Source organism: Streptomyces sp. NPDC020780 (assembly GCF_044334475.1).
Classification (GTDB): Bacteria; Actinomycetota; Actinomycetes; order Streptomycetales; family Streptomycetaceae; genus Streptomyces.
This window is the reverse complement of record NZ_JBIRTB010000001.1, coordinates 287743-305777: the sequence shown is the minus strand read 5'-3', so window position 1 is coordinate 305777 and position 18035 is coordinate 287743. Positions and strand designations below refer to the sequence as shown.

16 protein-coding genes, 1 pseudogene and 1 riboswitch are annotated in these 18035 nt (G+C 70.2%); of the genes and pseudogenes, 7 read left to right on the top strand and 10 right to left on the bottom strand.

Features of this window, described 5'->3' with window-relative positions; genetic code table 11:
* Position 1: 1 nt before the first annotated feature.
* The 3 genes from ACH4VO_RS01385 to ACH4VO_RS01375 all read right to left on the bottom strand — a co-directional run bounded on the left by ACH4VO_RS01385 (position 2) and on the right by ACH4VO_RS01375 (position 3332).
* Positions 2–874: a carbohydrate ABC transporter permease gene (locus ACH4VO_RS01385; RefSeq protein WP_360997153.1), complete on the bottom strand. Its 873-nt coding sequence runs from the start codon at positions 872–874 to the stop codon at positions 2–4.
* On the bottom strand, positions 871–1908 hold the full coding sequence (locus ACH4VO_RS01380) for a sugar ABC transporter permease (RefSeq protein WP_360997155.1): 1038 nt from the start codon (positions 1906–1908) through the stop codon (positions 871–873). The genes ACH4VO_RS01385 and ACH4VO_RS01380 overlap by 4 nt, the downstream gene beginning before the upstream one ends.
* A gap of 125 nt (positions 1909–2033) precedes the next feature.
* Positions 2034–3332 carry a sugar ABC transporter substrate-binding protein gene (locus tag ACH4VO_RS01375; RefSeq protein WP_360997157.1) on the bottom strand — a complete coding sequence of 433 codons (1299 nt, stop codon included), beginning with the start codon at positions 3330–3332 and terminating at the stop codon, positions 2034–2036.
* Between the two features lie 285 nt (positions 3333–3617).
* On the opposite strand from ACH4VO_RS01375, the gene ACH4VO_RS01370 reads away from it, so the two are divergent.
* The 7 genes and pseudogenes from ACH4VO_RS01370 to ACH4VO_RS01340 all read left to right on the top strand — a co-directional run.
* Positions 3618–4388 (top strand): GntR family transcriptional regulator, encoded by a 771-nt coding sequence (locus ACH4VO_RS01370; protein WP_360997212.1) that lies wholly within the window; start codon positions 3618–3620, stop codon positions 4386–4388.
* Between the two features lie 176 nt (positions 4389–4564).
* Complete coding sequence (locus ACH4VO_RS01365; protein WP_360997158.1) at positions 4565–4819, top strand: DUF3311 domain-containing protein; 255 nt, start codon at positions 4565–4567, stop codon at positions 4817–4819.
* Complete coding sequence (gene mctP, locus ACH4VO_RS01360; protein ID WP_360997160.1) at positions 4816–6450, top strand: monocarboxylate uptake permease MctP; 1635 nt, start codon at positions 4816–4818, stop codon at positions 6448–6450. The genes ACH4VO_RS01365 and mctP overlap by 4 nt, the downstream gene beginning before the upstream one ends.
* A gap of 186 nt (positions 6451–6636) precedes the next feature.
* On the top strand, positions 6637–7137 hold the full coding sequence (locus ACH4VO_RS01355; RefSeq protein WP_360997161.1) for a GNAT family N-acetyltransferase: 501 nt from the start codon (positions 6637–6639) through the stop codon (positions 7135–7137).
* Between the two features lie 45 nt (positions 7138–7182).
* Positions 7183–7313, top strand: a riboswitch (cobalamin riboswitch).
* Positions 7314–7451: 138 nt separating this feature from the next.
* Entirely contained in the window at positions 7452–9845 is a 2394-nt protein-coding gene (locus ACH4VO_RS01350; RefSeq protein WP_360997162.1) for a ribonucleoside-diphosphate reductase subunit alpha, read from the top strand.
* Positions 9845–10861 carry a ribonucleotide-diphosphate reductase subunit beta gene (locus tag ACH4VO_RS01345; RefSeq protein WP_360997164.1) on the top strand — a complete coding sequence of 339 codons (1017 nt, stop codon included), beginning with the start codon at positions 9845–9847 and terminating at the stop codon, positions 10859–10861. The genes ACH4VO_RS01350 and ACH4VO_RS01345 overlap by 1 nt, the downstream gene beginning before the upstream one ends.
* A gap of 83 nt (positions 10862–10944) precedes the next feature.
* A pseudogene (locus tag ACH4VO_RS01340) lies at positions 10945–11185 on the top strand (helix-turn-helix domain-containing protein); the annotation flags it as partial.
* Between the two features lie 71 nt (positions 11186–11256).
* Here ACH4VO_RS01340 and ACH4VO_RS01335 read toward each other — a convergent pair.
* The 7 genes from ACH4VO_RS01335 to ACH4VO_RS01305 form a co-directional block, all read right to left on the bottom strand.
* Positions 11257–11994, bottom strand: coding sequence for a D-Ala-D-Ala carboxypeptidase family metallohydrolase (locus tag ACH4VO_RS01335; protein WP_360997166.1), 738 nt, complete (start codon positions 11992–11994; stop codon positions 11257–11259).
* A gap of 175 nt (positions 11995–12169) precedes the next feature.
* A complete protein-coding gene (gene def / locus ACH4VO_RS01330; RefSeq protein WP_360997167.1) occupies positions 12170–12808 on the bottom strand; it encodes a peptide deformylase in 639 nt (212 codons plus the stop codon).
* An 81-nt stretch (positions 12809–12889) separates the two neighbouring features.
* Entirely contained in the window at positions 12890–13882 is a 993-nt protein-coding gene (locus ACH4VO_RS01325) for a hypothetical protein (protein ID WP_360997169.1), read from the bottom strand.
* 91 nt (positions 13883–13973) lie between these two features.
* Positions 13974–15221 (bottom strand): metal-dependent phosphohydrolase, encoded by a 1248-nt coding sequence (locus tag ACH4VO_RS01320; protein WP_360997171.1) that lies wholly within the window; start codon positions 15219–15221, stop codon positions 13974–13976.
* Complete coding sequence (locus tag ACH4VO_RS01315; RefSeq protein ID WP_360997173.1) at positions 15218–16621, bottom strand: HD-GYP domain-containing protein; 1404 nt, start codon at positions 16619–16621, stop codon at positions 15218–15220. The genes ACH4VO_RS01320 and ACH4VO_RS01315 overlap by 4 nt, the downstream gene beginning before the upstream one ends.
* 143 nt (positions 16622–16764) lie before the next feature.
* A complete protein-coding gene (rsrA, locus tag ACH4VO_RS01310) occupies positions 16765–17082 on the bottom strand; it encodes a mycothiol system anti-sigma-R factor (RefSeq protein WP_360997175.1) in 318 nt (105 codons plus the stop codon).
* Positions 17079–17735, bottom strand: coding sequence for a sigma-70 family RNA polymerase sigma factor (locus ACH4VO_RS01305; protein ID WP_069170812.1), 657 nt, complete (start codon positions 17733–17735; stop codon positions 17079–17081). Before ACH4VO_RS01305 ends, rsrA begins: the two co-directional genes overlap by 4 nt.
* Between the last annotated feature and the right edge of the window lie 300 nt (positions 17736–18035).

The window sequence follows — 18035 nt, the reverse complement described above, 5'->3', positions numbered from 1 at the left end:
GTCATCCCTTCACGGCGCCGGAGGTGAGCCCTGTGGCCATCTTCCCCTGAATGATCATGAAGAAGATGACGACCGGGACGGAGATGAGCGTGGAGGCCGCCATCAGGGCGCCGTAGTCCGTACCGCGTTCCGTGGTGAAGGTCATCAGCCACACGTTGAGCGTGTACTTGGAGTTGTCGTTGATCAGGATGTAGGCGAAGAGGTACTCGTTCCACGCGTTGACCAGCGCGAAGATGGAGGCGGCCGCGAGGCCGGGGGCCAGCAGCGGGAAGATGACCCGGCGGAAGGCGCCCATACGGGTACAGCCGTCCACCATCGCCGACTCCTCGAGCTCGACCGGGATGTTGATCACGAAGCCGCGGATCATGATGGTCGCGAAGGGCAGCGTGGACACGAGGTAGACGACGATGAGCCCCCAGTACTCGTCGATGCCTCCCAGGGCGTTCAGCTGGAGGTAGATCGGGATCAGCATCGCGGTCGGCGGCAGCATCTGGACCAGGATCATGACCATCATCAGCGCCTTCCGCCCGAAGAAGCGGAAGCGCCCGATGGCGAGAGCCGCGAGCGTGGCGATGATCATCCCGCCGACGACGGCGGTGACGGAGACGATGAGGCTCGACTGGATCGCCGTGGCGAAGTTGTCCTGCTTCACCGCCCGCGCGAAGTTGTCGAAGGTGAGGGAGGACGGCCACAGCGTCTGGTCGTACGACCGGATCTCGTGGTTGGGGCGGAGCGAACTGACGATCAGCCAGTACACCGGGAAGGCCATGAGCGCGGCGGTGACCAGCGCCAGGATGTTGTAGCCGAGGCGGTTCCTGCCGCGGTCGGGCCGCAGGACCTGGGCCGGGCGGTCCGTGGGCGTGGAGGCGCTCATTCGACCTCTCCCGTCTTGATCAGCTGGCGCAGGTAGTAGACGGCGACACCGGAGAGCATCAGCACGGTGATCAGCGCGATCGCGCTGCCCTGGCTGAAGGAGGTGGACTCGAACGCCTTGGAGAAGGAGTAGAGGCCGAGTGTCTCGTAGTCGGGCTCCGGCTTGTTGCCGCGCAGCAGCCAGATCTGACCGAAGACGTTGAAGTCCCAGATGACCGAGAGTGTGGCCACCATGGTGAAGACCGGCTTGATGACCGGCCAGGTCACAAAGCGGTACACACCGAACGCGGAGGCCCCGTCGAGGGCCGCCGCCTCCTCCAGTTCCCTGGGGACCTGGGTGAGGGCCGCGTACATCGTGATCACGACGAAGGGGATGGCGCCCCAGACGACCAGGAGCGTGATGATGCCGAAGCCCTGCCAGGGGCTCAGGAACCAGTTGTGGCCGAGCCACCTGTCCTCGTCGCCGGTGATGTCGGCGAGCAGGGTGTTGATCAGGCCGTAGTCGGAGTCGGCCAGCCAGCGAAAGACCGACGCGGCGACCATGAGCGGCATCGACCAGGCGGCGATGAGCGCCACGGTGAGGGTGAGCCGCACCCAGGTGGACAGCCGCAGCATCATGAGGGCGATGAGCAGGCCGATGCCCATGGTCAGCACCACGCAGAGGGTCATGAAGACGACCGTCCGCCCGGTGACCGACCAGAACTCCGGGTCGCCGAGGATGTTGGTGAACTGCTCGAAGCCGACCCACGGAGTCTCGCCGTTGCCCCACAGCGCCGCCCGCCCCAGGTCCTGGAAGGACATGATCACGGTCTTGATCAGCGGGTAGACGTAGACGGCGGCGATCGCCAGGATCGCGGGCAGGATCAGGAGGTAGGGAAGGAGTTCCCCCTTCTTCCGCCGCTTCTTCGGGCGGGGCCCGGCGGCGTCCTGCCCGAAGGGCGGGGAGGACGGGGAGGGCGAGGTCCCGATCTTCGCCGGGGCACGCGGTACGGGCGGGACCGGTGGACCGGCGGCCTGGGTGTCGGCAGCAGTCACGTGACTGACCTTCCATCGGGATTCCGGGGGTCTGCACCCGGGAATCACGGCGTTCTCAACCTTGGAAAAGGGGGCGGGGGCCCGGTGTCCGCCGGGCCCCCGCCTGGAGAGCCGAAGGCTCGGGGCTACTTGTTGATCAGCTCGTCGATCTTGCCGTCGGCCTTCTTGGCGGCGTCGGCGACCGAGGCACCCTTGAGGATCTCCAGGAGCATGTTCTCCAGGACCTCCTCCTTCTCGATCGAGGTCCAGCCCGGCGCGATCGGCGTGAACCAGGCGTCCGGCACGGCGTTGGCGACGGCGGCGGTCTCGGGCTTGGACTTCAGCGGCTCGAGCTGCTTCTCGTTGTTCGGGAGGATGTTCTTCGCGGTGAGGACGTCCTGCGACTTCTCACTGGTGAAGAGGGAGACCCACTCCTCGCCCAGGTCGGTGACCTTGGACTTGGCGGTCACCGCGAGGTCCGAACCACCGATGAAGGACGGCAGGGCCTTGCCGTTCGGGCCGGGCATACCGGCCGTGCCGATCTTGCCCTCGAGCTTCGGGTTGCCGTTGTTGGCGCCGTCGACGACCGAGCCGGCCTCCCAGCCGTTGCCGTAGATCAGGGCCGCCTTCTCGTTGGCCATGACGTTGGCGTGGTCCTGCTCGTCCTTGGTCTGGTCGGCCTTGTTGTACTTCTTGACCAGGTTGACGAAGTGCTCGATGCCCTTCTGGGACTCGGGGGAGGAGAGGTTGCCCTTCCACTCCTTCGCGCCCTCGTCGTACTCGGCGATGGAGCCGCCGTACCCCGCGACGTAGGACATGGCCGCGTACCAGTAGCGACCGGGCAGGTAGAGGGACGAGAAGCGCTTGTCCTTCTTGCCGTACTCGGCCGAGACCTTGTCGAGTGCCGAGAGCATCTCGTCCTCGGTCTGCGGCAGGACGTCGCTTCCGGTGCCCTTCTTGAGCATGTCCTTGTTGTAGATAGCGACCCGGGCACCCGCGTAGTAAGGCACGCAGAACTGCTTGCCCTCGAACGTGCAGGTGTCCTTCAGACCCTTGATCCAGGAGTCCGAGTTGTCGTACTTCCCGGGGTCGATCTCGGCGAGGGCGCCGTTGAGGATGTACTGCATCGTCTCGGTGTTGCCGAGCTCGACGACATCCGGGAACTTGTCGCCGCCGAGGGCCGTGTCGAGCTTCTTGGCCTTGTCGGCCCACTGCTGGTACTGGACGTTGACCTTGACCTTCGGGTACTTCTTGTTGAACTGCGCGTTGACGTCCTTGACCAGTTCCGGCCACGTGCTCTGCGCGTCGACCATGAGCCAGACCGTCAGGCTCTCGGTACGGTCCTTCGGGTCCTTCGAAGCGTTGTCATTGCTGTCCCCACCACACGCCGCGATACCGGACATCATCGCCGCGACGCCTACCGCCGCTATGAGCTTGCGCTTCATGCCACACCCTCCTCAGGGAACCAGCAACCCCCCGCCCACCGCGAAGACGTACGCCTGGTACTGCCTGTGGGGCTGGGACCTGGTCTTTAATGGTTTAGACCAGTACCGGGAGCTTGGCCTAGACCTTTAGGGGTGTCAAGGGTGTATAAGAAGTGCACTCGCGTCCGTTACAGGACCGACACCTAAGGGAGGGCGACGACCCGTGACCGGACCGTGCCACCATGTGAGCCGCTACAGACGGAGGAGCCGGTGACGGCAGCAACGCAGCAGTCGGGAAGGCGGGCCATGGGTGCCGACGGGGGCAGCAGTACGACCGAGACCGGCGCGGGTGCGGGCGCGCGTACCGCACGCGTCCCCAAGTACTACCGCCTCAAGCGCCATCTCCTGGACATGACGGGCACCATGCCGCCCGGCACCCCGGTGCCGCCCGAACGCACCCTGGCCGCCGAGTTCGACACCTCGCGCACCACCGTGCGCCAGGCCCTCCAGGAGCTGGTCGTCGAAGGCCGGTTGGAACGCATCCAGGGCAAGGGGACCTTCGTCGCCAAGCCGAAGGTCTCCCAGGCCCTGCAACTCACCTCGTACACCGAGGACATGCGCGCCCAGGGGCTGGAACCCACGTCCCAGCTGCTGGACATCGGATACGTCACGGCGGACGACACGCTCGCCGGGCTGCTGGACATCACGGCGGGCGGCAGGGTGCTGCGGATCGAGCGGCTGCGCCTGGCCAGCGGTGAGCCCATGGCCATCGAGACCACCCACCTCTCGGCCAAACGCTTTCCCGCGCTGCGCCGTTCACTGGTGAAGTACACCTCGCTCTACACCGCGCTGGCCGAGGTGTACGACGTCCGGCTCGCCGAGGCCGAGGAGACCATCGAGACCTCGCTGGCCACCCCGCGTGAGGCGGGGCTGCTCGGCACGGACGTGGGCCTGCCGATGCTCATGCTGTCCCGTCACTCCGTCGACGGGCACGGCGAACCGGTGGAGTGGGTGCGCTCGGTGTACCGCGGCGACCGCTACAAGTTCGTGGCCCGCCTGAAGCGGCCCACCGACTGAGCGTCCCCGCTCCGGAGAGGCGGCCGGCAGCGGCGGACCCCCTGCGACCGCGAGGGGTCCGCCGCGCCGGACCGTTGCAGGACCGCAATGCGGACAGGGGGTGACGGTGGCCGGAACCCTCGCCTAGATTTCCTGCGCATTACGACAGGTGATCAGCGAGGGGACGGAGTCGCCCTATGTCAGAAGATACCGATGCCAGGCCACCGGCCGTGACGCCCGCGAGGGTGGTCATCGCACTCTGCCTGATCGCACCGTTCGTGGCGATGCTCTGGGTGAGCTCGTACGCGAAGGTCGAACCCACCTTCATCGGCATTCCGTTCTTCTACTGGTACCAGATGCTCTGGGTGCTCATCTCGACCGCACTCACCATGGTCGCGTACAAGCTGTGGCGGCGTGACCAGCGCGCCCGCAAGGGAGGTGCGTCAGCATGAAGGACGGCGTGAACGGCGTCGCGCTCGCCGTGTTCATCTTCTTCTTCGTGGCCGTCACGGTCATCGGGTTCATGGCCGCGCGCTGGCGCAAGGCGGAGAACGAGGCCAGTCTCGACGAGTGGGGCCTGGGCGGACGGTCCTTCGGCACCTGGGTCACCTGGTTCCTCCTCGGCGGCGACCTCTACACGGCGTACACCTTCGTCGCCGTGCCCGCGGCGATCTACGCGGCGGGAGCGGCGGGCTTCTTCGCCGTTCCGTACACGATCCTCGTGTACCCGCTGATCTTCACCTTCCTGCCGCGTCTCTGGTCCGTCTCGCACAAGCACGGCTACGTCACCACCTCGGACTTCGTCCGCGGCCGGTTCGGCTCGAAGGGCCTCTCGCTGGCGGTCGCCCTCACCGGCATCCTCGCCACGATGCCGTACATCGCGCTCCAGCTGGTCGGCATCCAGGCCGTGCTCGACGTCATGGGCGTCGGCGGCGGCGAGACCACGCACTGGTTCGTCAAGGACCTGCCGCTGCTGATCGCGTTCGCCGTGCTCGCCGCGTACACCTACTCGTCGGGGCTGCGCGCGCCCGCGCTCATCGCCTTCGTCAAGGACGGCCTGATCTACCTGGTCATCGCGGTGGCGATCATCTACATCCCGATCAAGCTCGGCGGTTTCGACGACATCTTCGCCAAGGCGGGCGAGGCGTTCTCGCAGACGAACGAGGCCACCGGCAAACCGCGCGGCGCCCTCGTCCCGGGCGAGATGGGGCAGTGGGGTTACGCCACACTCGCCCTGGGTTCCGCACTCGCGCTCTTCATGTACCCGCACTCGATCACGGCGACGCTCTCCAGCCGCAGCCGCGAGGTCATCCGGCGCAACACGACGATCCTGCCGCTGTACTCGCTGATGCTCGGCCTGCTGGCCCTGCTCGGGTTCATGGCCATCGCGGCAGGGATCAAGGTGGACAACGGCCAGCTCGCCATTCCGCAGCTGTTCGAGAACATGTTCCCGGACTGGTTCGCGGGGGTGGCGTTCGCCGCCATCGGTATCGGTGCCCTCGTGCCGGCCGCGATCATGTCGATCGCCGCGGCCAACCTCTTCACCCGCAACATCTACAAGGACTTCCTCAAGCCCGACGCGACACCCGCGCAGGAGACCAAGGTCTCCAAGCTGGTCTCGCTCCTGGTCAAGGTCGGGGCGCTCGCCTTCGTCCTCACCATGGACAAGACCGTCGCGATCAACTTCCAGTTGCTCGGCGGCATCTGGATCCTCCAGACGATGCCCGCCCTGGTGGGCGGGCTGTTCACCCGCTGGTTCCACCGATGGGCCCTGATCGCGGGCTGGGCGGTCGGCATGGTCTACGGCACGGTGGCCGCCTACGGCGTCGCCAGCCCCACGCAGAAGCACTTCGGCGGCTCCTCCAAGGAGATCCCGGGCATCGGCGAGATCGGGTACATCGGTCTCACCGCGTTCGTGCTCAACGTCGTCGTGGTCGTCGTGCTGACGTTCGTCCTGAACGCCGTGAAGGCCCCGGCGGGTGTGGACGAGACCTCGCCGTCCGACTACACGGCCGACGCCGGCGACCCGGGTGTCCAGGTGGAGCTGCCGCCGGCCACGGCGGGCGCCCCGGGCGGGCACTGACACCGCCGTCCCCCCGGGCCGCCACGTCCCCGCCACACGGGGGCGTGGCGGCCCGGGGCGTTGCGGGCACCCCCGGAAGCGCGGAGCGGGCGCCGCTCCCCGCCGGGCCCGCGACGCCCCCGCACGCACCGGCACCCGGCACAGACCCCGGCGCGCCGTAGGCACCCGCTGCGGCAGAATGCCGCCATGGACGTAGCGATCAGGCCGGTCGACCCCGCGGAGTACGAGGCCCTGGGAGAGATCACGGCCGCGGCGTACCTCGGGGACGGGCTGCTGGACTTCGGCGCCGACGACCCGTACCTCGAACAGCTCCGAGCCGTGGAGCGGCGGGCGGTCGAGGCCGAGGTGCTGGTGGCGGTGGACGCCGACGGCCGGTTGCTGGGCGGTGTCACCTACGTCGCGCCCGGCAGCCCGTGGGCGGACGTCGCCGGCCGGGACGAAGCGGAGTTCCGGATGCTGGCGGTCTCCCAGGAGGCCCGGGGGCGGGGAGCGGGCGAGGCGCTCGTACGGGCCTGCATCGACCGCGCGCGGGCCGACGGGAGGCTGACCGGCCTCGTCCTGTCGACGCAGGCCGCCATGCGGGGGGCCCACCGGATCTACCGGCGCCTCGGCTTCCTGCGTACCCCGGAACGCGACTGGGAGCCCATCCCGGGCTTGCCGCTCATGACATTCCGGCTGGGTCTCTGACCCACTGCGACACAACATGTGGGGGCTGTCCCAGCAGGCGGCCCCCACATGTATGCTCGTGCTCGCTGTCGCCGCAGGGGAATCCGGTGCGAATCCGGAACTGTCCCGCAACGGTGTGACCGGTGTGCCCCGCGCACCCGGAAGTCCGAAGACCTGCCGACGGTGCGTCCGGTTCGACCGAGCCGGACGCCGAGACGTCCGGGCCCCGCGGAGGGCCGGTGGACGCCGTGCGCAGTGCTGCCCCTCCACGGGCACCGCCCTGTTCCGGCTGCCCCCTGCCTCCGCCGGCCCCAGCCGAGCGAGGGATAGCCCCAGTGACCATCGCGCCCGCCGACCCGGTCTCAGCGACCGCGTCAGCCGAGTCCACGCACACCACGGCCGACGGGCCGGGGACCGCGCTCCTGCGTACCCTGACCGAGCTGACCGCCGATCTCCCCGACACCGACCCCGGCCGGGTCGCCGCCGCGGCGCTGCGCGGCCGCAGCGCCGCGGCGGACGAGGCGGAGCTGTGCGCACTGGCCACCGAGGCCGCGGCCGGGCTGATCTCCGAGGACCCGGCCTACTCCCGGCTCGCCGCCCGGCTCCTCACCCGCGCCATCGCCGACGAGGCCGCCGGCCAGGGTGCGGTCTCCTTCTCCGCCTCCGTCTCCGTGGGGCACCGCGAGGGCCTGATCGCGGACCGGACCGCAGAGTTCGTGGCGCTGCACGCGCCCCGGCTCGACGCACTGGTCGAGCGGTCCCTCGCGGAGGGCGCCGACGACCGTTTCGGCTACTTCGGGCTGCGGACGCTGCACAGCCGCTACCTGCTGCGCCACCCGCTCACCCGGCAGGCCGTCGAGACCCCCCAGCACTTCCTGCTGCGGGTCGCCTCCGGACTGGCCGAGGACACCTCGGAGCGCGCCCTGGAGGAGGTCGAGGCGCTGTACGGCCTGATGAGCCGCCTCGACTACCTGCCCTCCTCCCCCACGCTGTTCAACTCCGGCACCCGGCACCCCCAGATGTCCTCCTGCTACCTGCTGGACTCCCCGCTGGACGAACTCGACTCGATCTACGACCGCTACCACCAGGTGGCACGCCTCTCCAAGCACGCGGGCGGCATCGGCCTCTCGTACTCCCGTGTCCGTGCCCGCGGCTCGCTCATCCGGGGCACCAACGGGCACTCCAACGGCATCGTGCCGTTCCTCAAGACGCTCGACGCGTCGGTCGCCGCGGTCAACCAGGGGGGCCGCCGCAAGGGCGCCGCCGCCGTCTACCTGGAGACCTGGCACGCGGACATCGAGGAGTTCCTGGAGCTGCGCGACAACACCGGTGAGGACCAGCGGCGTACGCACAACCTCAACCTGGCGCACTGGATCCCCGACGAGTTCATGCGCCGCGTGGACGCGGACACCGAGTGGTCGCTGTTCTCCCCGGCCGACGTGCCCGACCTCGTGGACCTGTGGGGCGACGCGTTCGACGCCGCCTACCGTGCGGCGGAGGCGGCGGGCCTGGCCCGCCGGACGATCCCGGCGCGCGAGTTGTACGGCCGGATGATGCGGACGCTCGCGCAGACGGGCCAGGGCTGGATGACGTTCAAGGACGCCGCCAACCGCACCGCGAACCAGACGGCGGAGCCGGGCCGGGTCGTGCACTCGTCGAACCTGTGTACGGAGATCCTGGAGGTCACCGACGACGGTGAGACGGCCGTCTGCAACCTGGGCTCGGTCAACCTCGGCGCCTTCGTCGACGGCGGCACGATGGACTGGGAGCGGCTGGACGCCACCGTCCGTACCGCCGTCACCTTCCTCGACCGCGTCGTGGACATCAACTTCTACCCCACCGAGCAGGCCGCCCGGTCCAACGCCCGCTGGCGGCCGGTGGGCCTGGGCGCGATGGGTCTGCAGGACGTCTTCTTCCAGTTGCGGCTGCCGTTCGACTCGCCCGAGGCGCGGGCGCTGTCCACCCGGATCTCGGAGCGGATCATGCTCGCCGCCTACGAGGCCTCCTGCGACCTCGCCGAGCGGTCCGGCCCGCTCCCCGCCTGGTCCGCGACCCGCGCGGCGCGCGGCGTGCTGCACCCCGACCACTACGACACCGAGCTGAACTGGCCGGAGCGCTGGAAGGCCCTCCGCGCCCGGATCGCGAAGAGCGGAATGCGCAACTCGCTGCTGCTCGCCATCGCGCCGACGGCCACGATCGCCTCGATCGCCGGCGTGTACGAGTGCGTCGAGCCGCAGGTGTCCAACCTCTTCAAGCGCGAAACGCTCAGCGGCGAGTTCCTCCAGGTCAACGCCTATCTGGTGGACGAACTGAAGAGGCTCGGCGTGTGGGACGCCAGGACCCGGGAGGCGCTGCGCGAGGCCGGCGGCTCCGTGCAGGGCTTCGCCTGGGTCCCCGAGGACGTCCGGGCCCTGTACCGCACGGCGTGGGAGATCCCGCAGCGCGGCCTGATCGACATGGCGGCGGCCCGTACGCCGTTCCTGGACCAGAGCCAGTCGCTCAACCTGTTCATGGAGACGCCGACGATCGGCAAGCTCTCCTCGATGTACGCGTACGCCTGGAAACAGGGGCTGAAGACGACGTACTACCTGCGGTCGCGCCCGGCGACACGCATCGCCCGCGCGGCCTCCGCCGCGGCGGCCGTCCCCGTCCAGCAGACGCCGGCCCCCGACGCGGACGCCGTCGCCTGCTCGCTCGAGAACCCCGAGTCCTGCGAGGCATGCCAGTGATGAGCGCGCACACCGAGAAGAACCTGCTCGACCCCGGTTTCGAACTGACCCTGCGCCCGATGCGCTACCCGGACTTCTACGAGCGCTACCGGGACGCGATCAAGAACACCTGGCACGTGGAGGAGGTCGACCTCCACTCCGACGTGGCCGACCTGGCCAAGCTCACGCCCGGCGAGCAGCACATGATCGGGCGGCTGGTCGCGTTCTTCGCGACGGGTGACTCGATCGTCTCGAACAACCTGGTGCTGACGCTCTACAAGCACATCAACTCCCCGGAGGCGCGGCTGTACCTGTCGCGTCAGCTGTTCGAGGAGGCGGTGCACGTCCAGTTCTACCTGACCCTCCTGGACACCTATCTGCCCGACCCGGAGGACCGCGCGGCGGCCTTCGACGCGGTCGAGGAGATCCCCTCGATCCGTGAGAAGGCGCAGTTCTGCTTCCGGTGGATGGACTCGGTCGAGAAGATCGAACGGCTGGAGACGCAGGCCGACCGGCGCCGCTTCCTGCTCAATCTGATCTGCTTCGCGGCGTGCATCGAGGGGCTCTTCTTCTACGGGGCGTTCGCGTACGTCTACTGGTTCCGCTCGCGCGGTCTGCTGCACGGGCTCGCCACGGGCACCAACTGGGTCTTCCGTGACGAGACGATGCACATGAACTTCGCGTTCGAGGTCGTGGACACCGTCCGCAAGGAGGAGCCCGAGCTCTTCGACGACACCCTCCAGCAGCAGGTCACCGACATGCTGCGGGAGGCCGTCGAGGCGGAACTGCAGTTCGGCCGCGATCTGTGCGGCGACGGCCTGCCCGGGATGAACACGGAGTCGATGCGCCAGTACCTGGAGTGCGTCGCCGACCAGCGCCTCACCCGCCTGGGTTTCCCGCCCGTCTACGGCTCGGAGAACCCCTTCTCGTTCATGGAGCTGCAGGGGGTCCAGGAGCTGACGAACTTCTTCGAACGGCGGCCGTCCGCCTACCAGGTGGCGGTGGAAGGGTCGGTCGGCTTCGACGACGACTTCTAGCCCGCGCCCCCTTCCGGCGAACGGGCGCCGCGTGGCCAACGGCTGCGCGGCGCCCGCCGTTCGGCCGGATGGAGCGGATCGCCCGTGCCTTCGCGCGCCGCTTCCAGGCGACGGGCACCACGCCTACCGCCGGCTGCTGCGGCAGCGTGTGCTGCCGGTGCAGCACCCGCTGGAGAGCTCGGACGAGACCGTGGACGTGATCGCGGGGCGGACCGGCGCCGGGAACGCGGCGGCGCTGCGCCGTCAGTTCGTCCGCTCCTGGGCACCGCGCCGAACGACTGCCGACGCACGTTCCGGCGCCGGCCCCCCTTGACCGAGGTGGCTGACGGAAGAGCCCCGCCGGGGTGGTGGGACGATCACCCCCCGGCGGGGCCGGATCCGCTACGGGAGTGCGGTCAGATACCGCACTGCGAGGCCGACCAGAAGTGGTTCGGCCCCTGGTTCACGTGGATGTGGTCGCTGTGCCCGGCGTAGCCCGGGCCGAGGATCCCGTTGAAGCCGTGGTAACGCGCCTGCTTGGCGATGGTGCACAGGGAGTGCGGGCCCGACCCGAGGTCGACCGCGTCCCCGTAGAGATGACGGCTGTTCGACGCCCCGCCCACCGCGGAGTTGCACGCGTAGGACCGGAAGCCGCTGGTGACGCGGATGGACTGGTCACCGAGCGCGTGCCGGAGGGCCTCCAGCTTCCACATGGAGCTCAGGGCGTTGGCCTTGGCGGTACCGGCCGCGACGGCGCCGCCGGCCCAGGTGGTGTTGCACTGGTTGAGCTCGCCGTACGTGAAGTGGGCGGGCGTGCAGTCCTCGTCCTGGAGCGCGTAGAGCTTGGACTGCGTGGCGGGGCCGGCGACACCGTCCGCCGCGAGGCCGTAGGCCGCCTGGAAGCGCTTGACCGCGGCGGTGGTGGCGGGGCCGTACGAGCCGTCGATGGCGAGCACGGAGTTGTAGCCCGGGTAGCCGGCGACCCGGATCTGGAGCTGGGTGACGTCACTGCCGGTGGCACCGGGCGACAGGGTACGGCTCCATGTGTAGCAGCCGTCTGCCTGCGCGGTCCCTGCGGTGACCAGGGCTCCACCCACCGCGAAAGCCATGATCATGACAAGGCCGAGCAGCAAGTGTGCGGAACGTCTGAGCATGGGATCTCCCAATCACGGTGAGCTGTCGGAGTGAGCCTGTCGGAGGAGTCGACGCGCGTCAACAACCCCTGAGGGAAAGGATGTCGGCATCTTGTTGCCAACCGTCGCCACCGCTCCGGCGCCAGTGAAGGGCCGCGCTCCGAGGTAACCGGAGCGCGGCCCTCCCCGGGCTGCGTCAGGCGTTCGGGACGACCTCGTAGCGGGGCGTCCCCTCCTCCATCTGCCGCAGCGCGTCCTTGCGGTCCCGCTTCGAGAGCCGGTCGATGTAGAGGTAGCCGTACAGGTGGTCGGTCTCGTGCTGCAGGCAGCGCGCGAAGTAGCCGTTGCCCCGGACCTTCACGGCGTTACCCCGGGCGTCCTGGCCCCGCACCACGGCGTAGTCGGGGCGGGCCAGCGCGGCGTAGGCCGTCGGGACGGAGAGGCAGCCCTCGTTGGAGTCGTCGAGGTGGCGCTGCTCGGGAGACAGCTCCTCGAGCACCGGGTTGCAGATCGCGCCCACGTGACGCACCCCGTCGTCGTCCATGCAGTCGTAGACGAAGACCTTGAGGTCCACACCGATCTGGTTGGCGGCCAGGCCCACGCCCTCGGCCGTCCGCTGGCTGGCGAACATGTCGTCGATCAGCTGCGCGAGCTCGTCACCGAACTCCGTGACGTCTCTGCACTCCTTGTGCAGGACCGGGTTGCCGACCACCGTGATCGGGCGGGAGGTGCCGCGCTCGCGGTGCGCCGCCTCACGCGCCTCGCAGTCCTCGGTGTCCACGAGGAAACCCTCGTCGTCCACGCCGACCTGCTCGTCCGTCTCCTGCTGCGACATGTCCGCCGTACGCCTTCCTGCAAACCTGAAACCCGTGAGGACCGCACCGCAATCGGTGCCCGTACAGCCTACGGGCACCGCTCAGCAGACTTCTTCCAGATCCCGCCACTCACGGGTGTCCGGACTGTCGGCGACCCAGCCGTCCAGGAGCCCACGCACCAGTGCGGCCGGGGCCGCTATCCCGCACTCGCGCTCCGGGGCCCACAGGTCGCCCGCGGTGCGGTGGCCCAGCGGCCCGGGGTGTCCCGGCTCGCTGTGGTCGTGCGGGTCCAGGTGCTCCCCGTCACCCTCGTCACTCTCCATCCGGCTCTCCGAACAGGCGCGGCAGAGCAGCCGCACGGAGGACGACCAGTCCTCGGCGGCGAACCCGGCGTCGGAGGCCAGCCGCTCGAGCGCGTCCCGGTCGCTCTCGGTGGCGGCCTCCAGCAGCACCACCCAGGTGGGTACGGGAGAGGGCGCCCACAACTCGATCTCGTCGAAGACCGGGTACGACGGCCCGGCCGCGGTGACCCGCTCCCCGTTCGGCACGCCGTCGTGCAGGACGACCTCGCCCCACCGGCGCCCGGACGAGGGCAGCGGGATGGAGAGCACTTCCAGGCGCGCAGGGTCCAGCCGACGGCCCCAGACGACCTCGGCCTCACCCTCCGGGGAGAGGCGTACCGCCGCGCTGCCCAGCTCCATGCCCGTCGGTTCGCTGGTGGACGCGGCGTTGTACTGGCCACTGCCCGGCACCTTCAGCCCGTACGCCTGCCAGGCCCGCCGCGCCAGCGGCCAGTCCTGCAGGGCGGTGGCCGCGATACCGACGTTCCACCAGTCCGGCGCGCCGGACTCCCGGTCGAGCAGGGCCACGGCCCGCAGGCCCGCGGCCCTCGCCTGCTCCCAGTCGTGCCGGAACTTGTGCAGCAACGCCAGGTTGAACCACGACTCGGAGAGCCAGGGTTCCAGATCCGCCGCGCGCGTCAGCAGCGCCCCCGCGTCCTCGTACCGGCCGTCGCCGATCAGCGTGAACGCGCGGTCCGTGGCCTGCCGCCACGAGGCGGACGGCCGATGCCGTACCTTCCCGAAGATCCTCACGATTCCCGCCTGTCCCGACTGGACACCCTCAGTTTTCCGCTCTCTTCGCATCCAACCATGCCCGGCCGGACGCTCGCTCATTACCCATGGGTTAACCCGTTCCGAGCGGGGACGGACCCTCGCGTGCGAGGACTCCGGCCAGTGCTTCCACGACCCGTGGCTGGTAGTCGCGGCCGGCGCCCAGTCTGAGCTGCTCGAGCGCGTGCAGGGCTCCCCCGGCATGTTCCCCGCACAGGTCGTCGTACGCGTTGACCACCCGGATGATTCTGGCGGCGACCGGCTGCTCCCGGTAGGGGTCGGCCTGCTGTTCCACCACCACGGCGACCGCGGTGTCCACCCCGGTCCGCCGGACGACGGCGCCCCCCAACAGGGCGATCCTGCGCTGTTCGGCGGCCGGGAGCGTGGCGGTCGCCCCGCACGGGACCGGGTCGACGAGGGAGAGCTGGCCGATGTCGTGCATCAGCGCCGCGTATTCCAGCACGGTCAGCTCGGGGCCCGGCAGCCCCAGCTCCTTCCCCACCGCCGTGGAGAGCCGGGCCACTCTGCGGGCATGGCCGTGCGGGGTGTAGCCGGCGATCTCGGTGGACCGGGCCAGCGAGGCGATGGTCTGCCGGTAGGTGGCACGGACCCCGGCGTACCGCCGGAACGACACCTGGGTGAGCAGCAGCGGCACGCACAGGACGGGCAGCGCCCACAGCCCGGCGGCGGCGACCCCGAGCGCCACGACCGCACCGGTCGCGCAGACGGCCGTCCCGATGCCTCCGAGGGCGCGGAGCTCGTCCCGGAGCAGCGGCCCGAAGGGGCGGGGGGCCGCCGCCGCGAGCGCCGCGAGGACCGCGTCGCACAGCGCGGTGAGGCCGAGCAGCACGAACAGGAAGAGGGTGAAGCAGGGACCCTCGCCGAACCAGCGCGGGGACCGACCCGAGGCGTACAGCGGCTGGAAGCACACCGCGGCGAAGGCGACGGCCAGGATCCGGCGGGCCACCAGGTCAGGATCCGGACCGCTGCCGCGCGCCAGGTGGGGCACGGCGGCGAGCAGCTGGGCGGCGGCGACGACCGTGATCACCTGCGGTACGCCGTGCGTGGTGGCCTCCCCGCCGCTGCGTCCGAGCAGGGCGTAGGCGAGTGCTCCGGCCGCGCCCAGGGGCGCCGGCTCGCGTTCCCCGGGCAGGGAGCCCCACCGGGCGAGCTCGCCGACCGTGATGAGCGCCCCGAAGGCGAGCGCGTGCCCCGGTTCCCGGACCCCGTGCCACAGGGTGTGCGCCAGCGCGAGGACGGCCAGGGCCACCGCCGCCCCGCGTACCGCGAGGGCGGCCACGGGCGGGCGGAGCCGCGTCACCGGGGCCGCCCGGGCCGGTCCGTGGCCGCCCCGGTGGCCGGCGCGCCGCCCACCGTTCCCTGTCTGGGCAGCCCTGCCGGTTCCTCGTCCGAGGTGACGGTGTTGGCGGCGGCGGACCAGCCGTGACGGTCCAGGGCGCGTACCAGCGCCCGTACCATCCGCGGGTCGAACTGGCTGCCCGCACAGCGCTCCAACTCCCGCACCGCCGCCGGTACGGGGCGTCCGCGCCGGTAGGAACGGGTCGAGGTCATCGCGTCGAAGGCGTCGGCGACGGCGACGACCCGGGCGAACTCCGGGATCTCGTCCCCGGCGAGGCCGTAGGGGTAACCGCTGCCGTCGAGCCGTTCGTGGTGGTGCAGGATGGCGGCGCGCGCCTCGTCGAGGAAGCCGATGCCCCGGACGATCTCGTGGCCGTACTCCGGGTGCAGTTCGACGGCACGGCGCTCCTGGGGGGTGAGCGGCCCCTCCTTGCGCAGGATCCGCGTCGGGACGCCGAGCTTGCCCACGTCGTGCAGGATGCCCGCGAAACGGAGCGCCTCGGTGCGCTCCTCCTCCATGCCGAGTTCGCCGGCGATCAGCTCGGAGGCGCGGCCCACGCGCTCGCTGTGTCCGCGGGTGTATCCGTCCTTGATGTCGACGGCCTGGACCAGTGCCCTGATGGTGGCGCGGTGCGCGGCGTGCTGCCGGTGGTACTGGGCGAACACCCAACTGGAGATGTACATGGGCAGCAGGACGACGAGGGCCGACACCGGCCCGTACGAGCTGCGCCACAGGACCGCCGTCATCAGCGCCGCGCACCCGTGGACGACGTGGGGTCCCGTGGAGCGCGCGGCCGGTCCGCGCCAGGCGTGCCGCGCGGCGACCCGCTCGGCCGTGACCAGGATGCCCCCGTCCAGCGCGGCCAGCAGAAGGCCGAAGACGAGCGCTGCCGCGCCCGCAGGGACCAGGGCGTAGGGGAGGTCGGGGGCCGGGCCCCCTCCGGCCCCGTCGCCGGTCCCGCCGAGCGCGGCCGGACCGCCGAGCGCCGCGTGGACCCACGAGGCCACGCCCACGGCCGCCGCGAGATGCGCGGCCCGCCAGACACGGCGGGCCGCCACGGGCGGCCGGTCGACGGCGCCGGCCAGCGCGCCGGGTACGGGCACGAGGACGGCCGCGGCGGGCGGCAGGAGGAACGCGGCGGCAAGGAGCAACGGGAAGAAGGCTCCCCCGCCCGCCGGGACGGCGTCGCCGGGGCGGGACCGCCGGGCCGCGAGTTCACCGGCCAGGCAGAGAGCGGCCAGGAGCGCGACGGTGTCCCAGGGAGTGCCCGCTCCGGGGGAGAGAGCCGGGAACGCGAGAAACCCGGCGCCTGCCGCGGTGCACAGGATGTAGACGCGCGCTGCCCCCGGTGTTCCCTTCACCCTTACCGCCCGCTCCCCGCCTGGCCCGTGAAGGCGCCAGGCTAACGAGCGGTGGGCAGCTGCGATCCCCCGATGCACCGGATTAGCACGTTCGGGTGAACACGGTTCTGGGGCCGGCGGTCAGCGCGGGAAGGCGGCTGCGGTCACTCGGCGGCGGCCGGGCGGTCGGCGCCGCCCACGGCCACGTCCTGCTCGGGGACGGCCTGCCCCGAGCGGATCAGGTCGATCCGGCCCATCACCTTGGACCGCAGATCGGTGGGCACGTCGTCGTGCCCGCAGCAGCGCTTCACCAGCTTCTTCACGGCCTGCTCCAGGCCGTACTTCTCCAGGCACGGGGAGCACTCCTCGAAATGCACCTCGAACTTGGTGCATTCGCCCTCGGGCATCTCACGGTCGAGGAACTCGTAGAGATGGTCGAGAACCTCTGAGCAATCCGTCTCGTGCGGCTCTCCGCAGCTCATGAGGCCGAGCCTTTCGTGTCGTCCGACTCACCGGCTCCGGCCGGGACGAGTCCGCGCTCACGCGCGTAGTCCTCCAGCATGCCGCGCAGCTGGCGGCGGCCCCGGTGCAGCCGGGACATCACCGTACCGATGGGTGTCCCCATGATGTCCGCGATCTCCTTGTACGCAAAGCCCTCCACGTCGGCGAGATACACGGCGATACGGAATTCTTCGGGGATCGACTGCAGCGCGGACTTCACGTCGGAGTCCGGCAGGTGGTCGAGCGCCTGCGACTCGGCCGAGCGCAGACCGGTGGACATGTGCGACTCCGCACGTGCGAGCTGCCAGTCCTCGATCTCCTCGGCGGCACTCCGCTGGGGTTCCCGCTGCTTCTTGCGGTACGAGTTGATGAAGGTGTTCGTGAGGATGCGGTACATCCACGCCTTGAGATTCGTACCCTCACGGAACTGGTGGAAGGACCCGTACGCCTTGGCGTACGTCTCCTGCACCAGGTCCTCGGCATCGGCCGGGTTGCGCGTCATGCGCAGCGCGGCCGAGTACATCTGATCGAGAAAACCGAGGGCGTCCCGCTCGAAGCGCGCGTTGCGCTCGGCGGTCGTCTCCTGCGCACGGCCGTCGTCGGTCCCTGTGTCGGTCCCAGTGACCGGACCCACCTCCTCCAACGATGTCGCGGAGCCGAAACCGGACCCGCTCGCATCGGAGAATAGTCGACCTGCCTGCTGCGCGGGCTGTCGATCCGCTCCGCTCAGGGCACGCTCCCGCGTGCTCCTGTCCGCGTGCAGGACCGTCCACTCCAGCTCAGCGGCGTTCGAGCGGCGCGGGCAGATGGTCGAACCCATGCGACGGACTCCCTCTCCACGTACAGCGTTGTTCTTCAGACGCTCCGAACAACAGCGGCCCCGTACGGCGCATTCCCGGGGCCGGCGCGGCCCGCAGGGGGAGGCGGGTGGGAC